Annotated in this window: 14 protein-coding genes; 2 read left to right on the top strand and 12 right to left on the bottom strand. The window is 63.2% G+C overall.

Annotated elements, in window-relative coordinates; genetic code table 11:
* From V7747_RS17050 to V7747_RS17065, 4 genes are all read right to left on the bottom strand, one after another.
* Positions 1-2,166, bottom strand: a complete 2,166-nt coding sequence (locus V7747_RS17050; RefSeq protein WP_335617216.1) for a TonB-dependent receptor — start codon at positions 2,164-2,166, stop codon at positions 1-3.
* Between the two features lie 95 nt (positions 2,167-2,261).
* Entirely contained in the window at positions 2,262-2,645 is a 384-nt protein-coding gene (locus tag V7747_RS17055; protein ID WP_335617217.1) for a DUF2946 domain-containing protein, read from the bottom strand.
* Between the two features lie 81 nt (positions 2,646-2,726).
* Positions 2,727-3,557, bottom strand: coding sequence for an alpha/beta fold hydrolase (locus V7747_RS17060; RefSeq protein WP_335617218.1), 831 nt, complete (start codon positions 3,555-3,557; stop codon positions 2,727-2,729).
* Between the two features lie 63 nt (positions 3,558-3,620).
* The gene (locus tag V7747_RS17065) at positions 3,621-3,776 is read right to left on the bottom strand and encodes a hypothetical protein (RefSeq protein WP_335617219.1); all 156 of its coding nucleotides are present in this window, start codon (positions 3,774-3,776) and stop codon (positions 3,621-3,623) included.
* A gap of 344 nt (positions 3,777-4,120) precedes the next feature.
* Here V7747_RS17065 and cadR point away from each other — a divergent pair, with 344 nt between their 5' ends.
* Positions 4,121-4,567, top strand: coding sequence for a Cd(II)/Pb(II)-responsive transcriptional regulator (gene cadR, locus V7747_RS17070; protein ID WP_335617220.1), 447 nt, complete (start codon positions 4,121-4,123; stop codon positions 4,565-4,567).
* A gap of 6 nt (positions 4,568-4,573) precedes the next feature.
* On the opposite strand, the gene V7747_RS17075 is transcribed toward cadR, so the two are convergent.
* Positions 4,574-5,269, bottom strand: a complete 696-nt coding sequence (locus tag V7747_RS17075; protein ID WP_335617221.1) for a tellurite resistance TerB family protein — start codon at positions 5,267-5,269, stop codon at positions 4,574-4,576.
* A 161-nt stretch (positions 5,270-5,430) separates the two neighbouring features.
* On the opposite strand from V7747_RS17075, the gene V7747_RS17080 reads away from it, so the two are divergent.
* On the top strand, positions 5,431-6,102 hold the full coding sequence (locus V7747_RS17080) for an NAD-dependent dehydratase (protein ID WP_335617222.1): 672 nt from the start codon (positions 5,431-5,433) through the stop codon (positions 6,100-6,102).
* A gap of 54 nt (positions 6,103-6,156) precedes the next feature.
* On the opposite strand, the gene V7747_RS17085 is transcribed toward V7747_RS17080, so the two are convergent.
* The 7 genes from V7747_RS17085 to V7747_RS17115 are packed head-to-tail and all read right to left on the bottom strand — an operon-like array spanning position 6,157 to position 12,118.
* Positions 6,157-6,612 (bottom strand): hypothetical protein, encoded by a 456-nt coding sequence (locus V7747_RS17085; RefSeq protein WP_335617223.1) that lies wholly within the window; start codon positions 6,610-6,612, stop codon positions 6,157-6,159.
* 49 nt (positions 6,613-6,661) lie between these two features.
* On the bottom strand, positions 6,662-7,924 hold the full coding sequence (locus tag V7747_RS17090; RefSeq protein WP_335617224.1) for a beta-ketoacyl-ACP synthase: 1,263 nt from the start codon (positions 7,922-7,924) through the stop codon (positions 6,662-6,664).
* Positions 7,924-8,649 carry a 3-oxoacyl-ACP reductase FabG gene (gene fabG, locus V7747_RS17095; RefSeq protein ID WP_335617225.1) on the bottom strand — a complete coding sequence of 242 codons (726 nt, stop codon included), beginning with the start codon at positions 8,647-8,649 and terminating at the stop codon, positions 7,924-7,926. The genes V7747_RS17090 and fabG overlap by 1 nt, the downstream gene beginning before the upstream one ends.
* On the bottom strand, positions 8,646-9,122 hold the full coding sequence (locus V7747_RS17100; protein WP_335617226.1) for an ApeP family dehydratase: 477 nt from the start codon (positions 9,120-9,122) through the stop codon (positions 8,646-8,648). Before V7747_RS17100 ends, fabG begins: the two co-directional genes overlap by 4 nt.
* The gene (locus tag V7747_RS17105; protein WP_335617227.1) at positions 9,115-10,308 is read right to left on the bottom strand and encodes a beta-ketoacyl-ACP synthase; all 1,194 of its coding nucleotides are present in this window, start codon (positions 10,306-10,308) and stop codon (positions 9,115-9,117) included. The genes V7747_RS17100 and V7747_RS17105 overlap by 8 nt, the downstream gene beginning before the upstream one ends.
* Positions 10,293-10,841 carry a DUF3261 domain-containing protein gene (locus V7747_RS17110; RefSeq protein WP_335617228.1) on the bottom strand — a complete coding sequence of 183 codons (549 nt, stop codon included), beginning with the start codon at positions 10,839-10,841 and terminating at the stop codon, positions 10,293-10,295. Before V7747_RS17110 ends, V7747_RS17105 begins: the two co-directional genes overlap by 16 nt.
* Positions 10,838-12,118 carry an NAD(P)/FAD-dependent oxidoreductase gene (locus V7747_RS17115; RefSeq protein WP_335617229.1) on the bottom strand — a complete coding sequence of 427 codons (1,281 nt, stop codon included), beginning with the start codon at positions 12,116-12,118 and terminating at the stop codon, positions 10,838-10,840. The genes V7747_RS17110 and V7747_RS17115 overlap by 4 nt, the downstream gene beginning before the upstream one ends.
* Positions 12,119-12,123: the final 5 nt, after the last annotated feature.

Genomic DNA, 12,123 nt, shown 5'->3' on the forward strand with positions numbered 1-12,123 from the left:
TCAGAAGCGCGCTTGCAGCGCCACTTCAAGACTGCGTGGCGCACCGAGGTAAAGCATGCTCGAGCCGGCCTGCCGCGCGTAGACCTCATCAGTGAAGTTGCGTCCGCGCAGGCTCAGCTGGGTATCGTCGGCCAGCTCATAGCCGACGAAAGCACCAAAGAGCGTGTAGGACGGCACCGACAGGGTGTTGGCAGCATCGGCGTAAACAGAGGCGACATAGCGCGTGTCCATGCCCAACTGCCAGCGTGGCGCGACGTCATAGGTCAGCCACAGGTTGGCCACCTTGTCGGGCACGTTGCTGGGGCTGTTGCCAGATCGGGACACGGCCACTCCGGCGACGTTATCGTTGAACTCGTCGTACTCGGCATCTACCCAGGCAAAGTTGCCCTCGGCCAGCAGCTTTGGCGTTACCCAAAGCGAGCCGGCCAGTTCAATCCCGGTGGACGATTGCTGCCCCACCGGCAGAGTTTCACCGGGGTTGTTCGGGTCATTGGTGGCCAGATCCTTGCGCGTGATCTGGTAGAGCGCCACGGTGGCCGAGCCACGCCCAGCAAGAAAGTCGAACTTGCTGCCCACCTCCCATTGCTCGCCGGTGGTCAGGTCAAAATCCTGGATCTGACCAAAGCTCGCCGTGGTCAGCACGCCCGACGGTGGATCTGCTGCCGTGCTGTACTGCACATAGACATTGGCTGCTGGCGTCAACTCGTAGACCAGGCCAATGCGGCCAGTGGTGGGCTCGTAGGTCTGACCGAATTCGGCTGGGTTGGTGGCCGAGGGCGTCTGGTGGTTGGTCACCTTCAGGTCGATCCAGTCATGCCGCAGACCGGTGAGCAGCGCCAGCCGGTCGGTCAGTTCGGTACGGTTCTCCAGGTACAGCGCCCAGGTGTTCAGCTCGTTGCTGCGCTGCGGCTCATGGCCGGGCGCCATGCCGGGAATATCGTAGAAGTGACCGGGGTCGAAGTTGTCCGGATCCACCACATCAAACACCGCCGACACCGAGCGCGGGTAGCGCGTTTGCACGTTGTGACTGTATTCCAGCCCCAGCGACCAGTCGCTCTTGCGGTCGAACAGACGGCTGTTATGCAACAGTTCGACGCGGTCGCCGTTGACCTCCTGATCGTGCCGCTGCAGCAGCGCCGCCGAGCGGCTGATCTGGCTGTTGTCCGCCGTATAGGTGTAGCGCTCCAGATTGCGATAATCGCGCTGCGCGTTGTAGTGATAGAAGGTATTGCGCAGCCGCGTCTGGTCGCTGAGCCAGTATTCGATGATCGAGCGCAGCCAGCGCACCCGCTGCTCGTAGCGGCCATCTTCCACGTTGTAGTTTTCAAAGCGACGGCCGTCGTCGATCTTCATCTCACCGCCAATGGGTTGCAGCACCGGCGTGCCCCAGTAGGGGCTGTCGACCTGCTCGTTCTGGTATTCCAGCGCCAGGGTGTGCGACAGCTGATCACTGAAGTCGGTGCGTAGCGACAGCGCCGAGCTAAAGGCGCTGCGCTCCTCGCGATCGACATAGCCGTTGCTGCCGGTCTGGCTGACGTCGAGGCGCAGGGTATTGCGCACCGGGCCGTCGTTGAGCTGCTGGTTCAGGCCGAAGGCCAGCTCGCGGCTGTCGTAGCTGCCATACTTGATGCGCCCTTCGCTGAACGATTGGTTGGGGTCGGCCAGCTTGCTGATGTAGTTCACCGAGCCGCCGACACCACCCGAGCCGTTGAGAAAGCTCGAGGCGCCGCCAATGGCTTCAACCCGGTCGTAGATCCAGCTGTCGACCGGGCGCGCGGCGATGGCGTCATATTGCAGCGTGATGCCGTTGAACATCTGTGTGACCTGCGAGCTGGTAAAGCCCCGCCAGGAGATAAATCCGGCAGAGCCTGGCGGGGCTGCCGCCGTGACACCGGGAATGCTGGCGAGAATGTCCTGGGTATTTTCCGCGCCACGGGCGCTGATCTGCTCGCGGTCGAGCACTGTCACCGACGCCGGTGTTTGCCGTGGCGTGAGGTCCAGCCGCGAACCGGTTTCTGCTGGTACATCCAGCTGCAGTCCGGCAGGATCCTGCTTGCTGCCGATGACTTCGAGCGTGGGTAATTCCAGGGCGTCCTGCGCAAAAACATATGAGACAGGCGCGCAGAGCAGCAGCACGCCGGTAGAGCGAAGAAGTGTCGATTTCATGGAGTCTTTCCTGACAAATCCGAGTGCTCACACCCCTTGGAACACAACGCGCAGGGGAGCAAGAGCGGCAATACCGCCGACAGGCGGTGGGAAAGTCAGAACAGTGGTGAAGCCCTGGGGTTGGCCGGCGGCCAGGCGTAGCGTGGATACAGACGCTGCGCTGCCTGACGCAGCGGCATCGGGCGATCACGGCGCAGCATGAGCAGCCACGCCAGCGCAAACAACATGCCGATGGAAATACTAATTGCACCGCAGACCGGACACTTGAACGCCATCATGTTACCGGTGGCGCTGGCGCCATCATCGGCACTCAAATCGACGCTGCTGCCATATCCCAGCGAACAGAACACAATGCCCACACCACTCAACTGCATGCCCGTCATCTGTCCATGCAGCAGACCACAGGTCGGCACATTGAACAGGATGCTGAAATACAGCAGCCAGGCAAAAAGGGAGCGTTGGGAGGGTGTTAGCGTCATGCTGGCAAGTCTAGCAGTAGCTCGGCCAGCGCGGAATGAGGTGCCCCGCTACGGAATGTCGCAAGCTGCGCAGTGCGGGGATCAGGCGGCGGCGACCGCAGCACCGTCCTGCAGGTGGCTGTCTATCAACGGCGCCACCCGATCGGCTGCCTCAACCACAACCCAGTGCCCCACCTCCGCAAAGCGTTCTATTCTGGCGGCGCCAAAACGCTCGGCGTAGCGCGCAGGAATATAGGGATCGCGCTGGCCCCAGAGCACCAGCGTGGGGTGGTCTGCAGTCACCGCCAGCATGCGGGTCTCCCAGCCGGCGAAGTTGGCCGGATCAGTGGCGCGATAAAGCCTGAGCACTTGCTGTCGCACCTCGGGAGTGAAATGACGATAGGCCTCGGCAATTTGCTGTTTGCTCAGGCCGGGGCCGCCCGCCCGCAGAGAGAAGCTGAACATCAGCTTGCCCAGACCCGGAATGCCCATCAGCGCCATCGACAGCTCGCCCAGACGCGGTGTGCGCCAGACACGGCCCCAGAAGTGCCAGCGATAATCCTGTTGAAATACCGTATTGGTGATGATCAAACGGCGTACACGCTCGGGGTAGGCAGTGGCGAAAGCGAGGCCGTAGACGCCGCCAAAGTCATGCAGCAGCAAGTCGACCGGCCGATCGACCTGCGTGGCATCGAGCACATGCCCGACCCAGTCAGCCATACCCTGCAAGGTTACTTCGGCGTGATCAGCGCGGCTTTTGCTGGCGCCAAAGCCGGGTAGATCGGGGACGATCAGTCGGTAGTTGCCGCGCAACTTGGCGATCAGCGGCAGCCACATGACGTGGCTATCAGGATTGCCATGCAGCATCAGCACCGGTTGCCCGGCACCTCGCACATAGACTTCAGTGGTTACACCGTTTGCCTGAACCTTCATTGTCATCCGTAACCGGGGCAAAGCCCCTTTTCCGTGGGGCGCGCTAAGCGCGTCGGTAGCAGATCAAAACCGGCTGAAGATGTCGCTCACGACGGCCACAGGGGCGCCAAACAGATCGGCAGCCGGCAAGGGCGACTGCTGCGAAGCAAAGACGGAGGCGGCGCCAAACACCAGGGCCAGAGCCAGTGGGACAAACCAGGAAGAGCCGGACTTGATCATGCTGTTTTCTCCTTCATCCTGACTGTGCAGGATGCAGAAATATTATTTTTATTTACTGGCAACAGTTTGTTGCATAAAACGCACGACGTCTAGCCACAAAGCGCCAGATAGCTGTCAATTCAGGCCAAGTACGATAACAAAGCGCCAAAATAGTTAGTGGCGAGCTGCCACACAGGCCATTTGAGCGCGGCATCAGCCTCCACAGAGCACTGCGTCTCAGCGGTGGCAGTATGTTGATACCCAACGCCAAAGCAATGCTCTGCCTGCTTTGGCGTGACAGCCAAATAACGATGAGGCACAGTAAAACCCTGAAGTTACTATAGGTTTATACGAGAGGGGACAACATGAGAATTGGCAGGTTGGCCGAGTTGACCGGTACCGCCGTAGAAACCGTACGCTACTACGAAAAAGAGGGACTGCTACCGGAACCGAGCCGCAGCGAGAGCAACTACCGGCAGTATCACGCGCGGCACCTGGAACAGCTGTTTTTTATTCGCAACTGCCGGGCCTTGGACATGACGCTGAATGAAATTCGCGAGTTGCTGGCTCTGCGAGAGCAACCGCAAGCCAACTGCGGCGACGTCACCGATTTGATCGACGAGCACATCGACCACGTCAGCAGCCGCCTGCAGAGCCTCACGCAGCTGCGTGAGCAGCTTATTGAGCTGCGCCACCGCTGCCGCAGCGCCAGCGACGGGGGGCACTGCGGCATTATTCAACAGCTGGAGGTCAGTGGCGCCGTTCAACCCAGCGAGCAGGACTCCCACGTAGCGCGCAGCCACGGACACTGAGCATTACTAAGCCGCTCGTACCTCTTTTTCCAACTCAGCTTTGAGCCCCGGATCCAGTTTGAGCTGGCTGGCCAGCTCCTGCAGGTAACTGCGCTCCATAAAATTCTCTTCGTCCACGATCAGTACACTGGCCAGGTACATCTCGGCGGCCATCTCTGGCGTGCTCGCGGCACTGGCAATATCAGCCGGGTCCAGCGGTTTGTTTAATTCCTGATCAAACCAGCGCTGCATCGACGGGTCGCTGGTCAGCTTGGCAATTTCCGCATCAATCAGCTGGCGCTCGCGATCATCCACGTGCCCATCAGCCTTGGCTGCGCCAATCACCGCACGCAGGATGGCATGGCTGTGCTGTTCTACCTGCGGTGCGGGCAGGCGGTCTACCGTCTGCGGCTGGCCTTGCGGCGCCGCCTGATTATTCTGCTGCCAGCTACTGTAGGCTTTGTAGGCGACCAGCCCAAGCGCGGCCAACCCACCGTACTTGACCGCCTTGCCGCCAAACTTGCGCGCCTTCTTGTTGCCCAGCAACAGGCCGACCGCGCCGGCCGCCAGGGCGCCACCACCGGCACCGCTGAGCAGGCTACTCAACTGGCTGTTGCCAGCGCTGCGCTGCTGGCCTTGGCCCTGCGCCGCAGCACCACCCTGCCCACCGAGCATGTCGCTGCCGGCTTTCAACAACTGATCCAGCAATCCACCTGTATTCATTCTGCTCTCCACATTTGACCGCAATTGACAGTTCGACTCAGCGGAGCGCGCAAGGCTCCCCTGGCTGGCCGGCAAGTTGTTGCTGCATTTTTCCAATACAGCTACGCAGGATTATTCACACTAGGCTTAACTGAAACTGACTTCGCAGAGGAAACACAATAATGAACGAGGCCACGGGCAAGACCCTGCTGGTATTTGGCGGCAGCGGACTGGTGGGCATGGAGGTACTGCGGCAGGCGCTGGCCAATCCGGCGGTGAGTCAGGTAGTGGCGCCCACTCGCCGCCCCTTGCCGGTCTCGGTCAGTCATTACGCCCATCTGCTCAACCCGCAGGTCGATTTCGAGGCGCTGCCGGCTGCGGCCCGCTGGTGGCACGCCGACGCAACGCTCTGCGCGCTGGGCACAACGATGAAACAGGCAGGCTCCAAGGACGGTTTTCGCCGGGTCGACCGCGACTACGTGGTCGCTGCGGCGCGGCATAGTCTGAGCGCCGGCACCCGGACCTTTGTGCTTAACTCCTCGGTGGGTGCCAGCCCACGTTCTGGGTCGTTCTATTTGCGGGTGAAGGGCGAGGTAGAGCAGGACCTGAAAGCCATGGACTTTCGCTCCCTGACGCTGGTGCGGCCATCGCTGCTGGATGGCGGCCCTCGCGCAGACGACCGTCCAGGAGAGGTGTTCGGCCTGCTGCTGTCACGCGGGTTCAAGCCGATCATCCCCAAACGCTACCGCGCGATCAAGACCAGCGATGTGGCGGCCGCCATGCTGCAGGCCGCCTTGATGGCACCGGTCGGCCAGCAGGTGATCGAATCCAACGCTATCCCGCGCCAGCGCTAAGCGGGCATGGCGGTGCGCGCGGGACAGCCCTGAGCGCGGAAACGCCCTGAGCGATCAGGGCGCCAGGGTTACCACATCACCGCGCAGCGCAACACCGGCGATAACCCCACCGGCATGGCACTCGTACTCGGTGGTGGAGATCATCGGGTTGGCCTTGTAGTAGCTTTCCAGATTGACCACCGCGTTGCCGCCTTCACTGCGCACCCGGTCCTGGAAACTCAGCAGGGCTGACAGCAATGCCCAGCGACAGGCCGCCTCATCGCTCTTGCCAAAGGCATTGGTCTTCTTGTTGCTGGTGTAGTTGCCGTGGCGCTCGCCGATGCTTTTACCTGCTGGCAGGCCGCCAAAGCTGAAGGTAATAGTGGAGTCGAGCTTCTCCTGAAAATCAGCCGAGTTCATCGCCTCTTCAATCGACAGCATCAGCTTGGTATCGCGTGCCTGCGCGTTGCCGGCGGCAAGCAGGCCCAGGGTAAGCGCCAGCGCCGTGGTAGTAAGCATTCCTTTTTTCATCGTCAGTCCTATTGGTCAGTGGTTGCTTGCGTAATTCTGCGCGCCGGGTTCAGCCAACCCAGCGGCGAAAAATCAACGAGGTATTGATGCCGCCAAAAGCGAAGTTATTGCTCATGACGTAATCGCACTGCAAGGCCCGCGCCTCGCCGCGAATGTAATCCAAGGGCGCGCAGTCGGCATCGGACTCGTCCAGGTTGGCGGTGGCGTGGAACCACCCGGCGCGCATCATCTCGATGGCTACCCAGGCTTCCAGCGCGCCGCAGGCGCCCAAGGTGTGCCCGGTAAAGCTCTTGAACGCGCTGATCGGCGTGGTGCTGCCAAACACCGCGTGCGTGGCGGTGCTCTCGGCTACATCGCCACGGTCGGTCGCAGTGCCATGAGCGCTGACGTAGCCGATCTGTTCCGGCTGCAGGCAGGCATCGGCCAGGCCACTGCGGATCGCGCGCTCCATCATCTCGGCATCCGGCTGGGTGACGTGACGACCATCGCTGTTGGTGCCAAAGCCCATGACTTCGGCGTAGATGGTCGCGCCGCGCTCCAGTGCATGCTGCAGGTCTTCCAGAATCAGCGCACCGGCGCCTTCGCCCACCACCAGACCGTCGCGCGCGGCATCAAAGGGGCGTGGCGAGGTGTGCGGTGCGTCGTTGCGCGTGCTGGTGGCGAACAGGGTATCGAATACCGCAGCTTCCGAGGCGGACAGCTCCTCGCAGCCGCCGGCGATCATCGCCTTCTGACGGCCGAAACGGATCGCCTCATAGGCGTAACCGATGCCCTGGCTACCCGAGGTGCAGGCGCTGGAGGTGGTATGAATGCGCCCGCGCACTCCGAGAAACACACCGATGTTCACCGCAGCGGTGTGCGCCATCATGCGAATGTAGGAATTGGCATTCAGTCCGTCGGTCGATTTGTTGATCAGCATATTGCCGAAATCAGCCACCGCATCCGGCTCACCGGCCGAGGCGCCATAGGCAATGCCCATGTCACCGCTGCTCACCAAAGGGTGCCCCAGCAGCCCGGCGTCAGCCAGCGCCAGCTCACTCGCGCGGGTCGCCATGCGCGCGCCGCGGCCCATGCTCCGCATGGCACGGCGGGTGTACTGGGCGGGCAACTCGAAGGGCGCGACAGGGCCGCCCAGCCGGGTGTTCAGCCCCTCGTACTCAGCCCAGTCGTCCATATGCCGAATGCCGGTCTGCATTGCCTGCAGGTTCGCGGCGATGCTCGGCCAGTCATTGCCGATGGGAGAGAACCCCGCCATGCCGGTGATCACCACGCGGCGCCCCAGACCATCGGCGCGCACTGCCTTGCCATCCATCAGCACATACCTCCATTGACCGACAGCACCTGCCGGGTGATATAGCCGGCCTCGGCCGAACACAAAAAGCTCACGGCGGCCGCTACTTCTTCCACGGTACCGGTGCGCTGCATGGGGATCGCCTTCATCGCCTCGCTGATGATCTGCTCATCCAGCATTTCAGTCTCGATCAGCCCCGGCGCCACGCAATTGACCGTAATCTTGCGCTTGGCCAGCTCTACTGCCAACGCCTTGACCGCACCGATGAGCCCCGCCTTGCTGGCACTGTAATTGACCTGGCCACGGTTGCCCATCACCCCGGAGACCGACGACATGACGACGATGCGTCCGGCCTTGCGGCGGCGAATCATCGGCATCATCACCGGCTTAAGCACGTTGTAGAAGCCGTCCAGATTGGTGTGAATGACCCGGTCCCAGTCATCATCACTGAGCGCCGGGAAGGCACCGTCAGCCGTCACCCCGGCGTTGCAGACCACGCCGTAATAGGCGCCATGCGCCTCGACATCGGCTTCCAGTGCAGCGCAGGCGGCGGCCCGATCAGCCACATCGAAACACAGCACCCGGGCATCTCGCCCCAGCGCGCGAATCTGCTCAGCCACCTGCTCGGCAGCGGCCTGCTGGCTGCGGCAATGCAGCACTACGTCAAAGCCGTCACGGGCCAGCCGCAAGGCGACGGCCTGGCCGATGCCGCGGCTGGAGCCGGTAATCAAGATGGTGTCGGTCATGGCATTTCTCCATTGCTCAGCGCGGCCAGCGCCTCGGCGGAATTGGGCTGGTAAACGTTCAGGGTGGCGCTGGCCAGCACCGCGCCCTGCTGATCCAGCACCTGGCCGCGGAAGGCGCCCAGGCCGTTGTCGGCACGAAAATCCAGAAACACCTCGATGCGCAGCGGCACATTCAAGGCAAAGTGATCAACGCTGGTCTGATAGCGACGCGAACCGAGCAGAAAGCCCACTGCCGGTAGCTCGCCCGCCTGCACCGCCTGCACGCCGGCCCAGGCTGCCACGGCCTGCGCCATCCACTCCAGCCCTACCCAGCCGGGAATGCCCTGCGCGGTGGCGAACAGATCGTCATCGCGGGGGCAAACCTCGGCGTACAGGTGGTCATTGTTGAACTCAAGCAGTTGATCCAGCAGGCACATACCTTCGGCGTGGGGCACGTAGGGCGCGATCGGGCAGGGCGTGGTCAGCTCAACCATCGGTGCGCTCCAGCAGCAGGGCGGCGTTGTTGCCGCCAAAGGCGAAGGAGTTGCTCAGCGCGCGGCGTAGCGGCGCCGCCTCAGCGGTTGCCAGGCGAATCGGCGCCAGCGCCGAATCTATCACGCCGTCGTTGACCTGCGGCGGCAGACAGCCCTCGCGCAGCGCCAGCCAGCAGAAGGCCGCCTCCAGCGCGCCGCAGGCACCCAGGGTATGACCGGTCAGCGCTTTGGTCGAACTGCAGGGCGCCTGCTCGCCAAACAGCTGATAGATGGCCTGCGCCTCCATGCTGTCGTTCTGCGCCGTGGCGGTGCCGTGCAAGTTGACGTAGTCGACTTGTGCGGCGCTGACACCGGCCATGTTAAGCGCAGCCTGCATCGCCGCCTGGGCGCCGCTGCCATCGGCCAGCGGCGCCGAAATGTGGTGCGCGTCGCTGCTTTCGCCATAACCGGCGAGCTGAATACCGCCGGGCTCGGGTGTCATCAGAAACAGCGCCGCCGCTTCGCCAATGTTGATGCCACGGCGATTGGGCGAGAACGGCAGGCTGGGCTGGTCACTGACCGCTTCCAGCGCGGCAAAGCCGTTCACCGTCAGCGCACAGAGACTGTCGGCGCCGCCCGCGATCACCGCATCGCAGAGCCCCAGCGCCAGCAAACGTCGACCACTGGCCAACGCCCGGGCGCTGGAGCTGCACGCAGTCGACAGGGTGTACGCCGGGCCATCCAGGCCCAAGTGCGCCGCAACAAAGGCCGCAGGTGAACCTATCTCCTGGCGCTGATAGGCGAAGCTCTCCGGCCAGTCGCCGTGCTGCTGAAAATGCACCACGGCGGCCTCGCTTTCACCGATACCCGAGGTACTGGTGCCCAGCACCACGCCGATACGCGCCTGGGGTTGCCGCGCGCGCAGCGCAGCCAAGTCCGGCGCCAGTTGCTGCAGCGCGGCGGCCAGCAGTTGGTTGTTACGCGAACGATGCTCGGCCGGCCAGCCATGCATGGGCGGCAGTTCGCCGGTAACCAGCCCCAGTGGCAGCGCTCGCCCGGGAGTGAAGCTATCAGTGACCGTCAGGCCCCGCTCACCGCTGAACAGCTTATGCGCGATAGCCGCCAGATTGTCGCCCAGCGAGCACAACAGCGCCGGCGTCGAAAGACGACAGGGCTGATCTTGCAGGGCATTCAGTAATTCGGGCATGGCGTGGTGGTCCGCGCGGCATCGGCCACGGTGATGGTTAGCTGGTAGCCGGCGTCAAGGTCGTCAATCAGGCGGCAGTGGCCGTCTATTTTAACCTTGGCAATCAGTTGCTTGCGATAATAAATCGCACGCCGCTGCGGGCTGCCCTGCAGCGTCCATCGGCTGCCGGCAAAGGCCTGATGCAGAGCCTTGGCAGGCCACAGCGACCAGGCCAGGCGGCTACCCAGCCAGTCGGCATCAAAGGGCGGTTGCCATACCGCGGAGTGCATTTGTGCACCGCTGGCGTCGCGCTGCCAGCTGAGCAGCCGCTGCCCCTGCGGGCTGAGCAGCACCAGACGCAGGCTGTCGCTATCACGGCGCAGCACGCCGATCATCACATGGGTTTGATCCCCATGGACAAAGCGCAGCTGCAGGGTTTGCGCGGGTGCCGGCGGCAGGGCCGCCAGATCCGGTGGCGGCGCTGGCGTTGGCGACAGCAGCGCGCAGCCACTGAGCAACAGCAGTACCAGCAGCGCGGCGGGCAGCCGGATCACGCTGGTGCCTGCGTCAGGTCAAAGGGGCTCTCGATACTGCTCTGCGCCAGCACATCCAGCCGTCTGCGGCTGGCCGCCACCAGTGGGTTGCTGGCATCCCAGGCATAACCGGCCAAGACCGCACTGATCATGCTGCGAATACGCTCCGGCTGACGCTCATTGAAGATGATCCGCGGCAGACGGCCGTCATACCAGGCCAGTACGAACTCGCGGAAGGTATCCACGCCGGCGCGCAGTGGTTGTTCGAACGCGGTTTGCCAGTCGACCGTCTCACCTTGGAGCTGCCGCTGCACCAGCGGCGCCGCCAGCCAACCCGAATGCAGCGCGATAGTGACGCCCGAGGAAAACACCGGATCGAGAAACTCGCCGGCGTTGCCGAGCAGCGCAAAGCCCGGGCCGTGCAACTGCTTGACGGCAGCCGAGTACCCCTCCAAACGGCCGGTATCGCGCACCTGTACAGCGTTTTTCAGCAGTTCGGCGTAGCGCGGCTCCTGGCGCAACATGGCCCACAGGCGTTCGGCATCATCCAGACCCGCCTGCTCCAGGGTCGCGCGATCACCCACCACACCGACCGAGGCGCGGCCATCGCTGAAGGGGATCAGCCAGTACCAGACACCCGGCAGCTGAGGATGAATACCGATGAGAATCTTGTTGCGATCGTAATCAGCGGTGTCGATACGGTCTTCCACATGCATGAACAGCGCGCAGCGCGACTCCAGTACTGACTCGCAGGCCAACCCGGTCAGCCGCGCCAGCACCCGGCCATAGCCACTGGCATCCAGCACGAAGCGCGCCTGCAATTGCTGCTCCTCGCCCTCCGCCGTGACCAGGCGGATCTGCGGATGCAGCGCATCGGGCGTAAAATCGGTTACCTTGCAGCCAAACAGCACATCGGCGCCCAGCGCCTGCGCGCCCTGAATCAGCCGCTGGTCAAAATCCGCGCGCGGCACCTGCCAGGTGGTACCGGGGCCGGGGCTGAACTTCTCGGTAAACTGGATCGCGGCCGTTTGATCGCGCCAGCAAAAGGCGGCGCCATCCTTGTACTGGAAGCCCCCGGCCTCGGCCGCCGCCAGCAGCCCGCACGCGTCAAGGTAATGCATGCACTGCGGTAACAGGCTCTCGCCAATCGAGAACCGCGGGAACTGGCTCTGCTCCAGCACCCGCACCCGCAGGCCGGCACGCGCCAGCCAGGCTGCGGCGGCGGCCCCCGCCGGACCTGCACCGATAATGGCGACGTCAACCTGTTCTACGCTCGACTCTGCCGTGGTGTTCTGCATCTGCA

The organism is Halopseudomonas sp. (assembly GCF_036960865.1).
Lineage (GTDB): Bacteria > Pseudomonadota > Gammaproteobacteria > Pseudomonadales > Pseudomonadaceae > Halopseudomonas.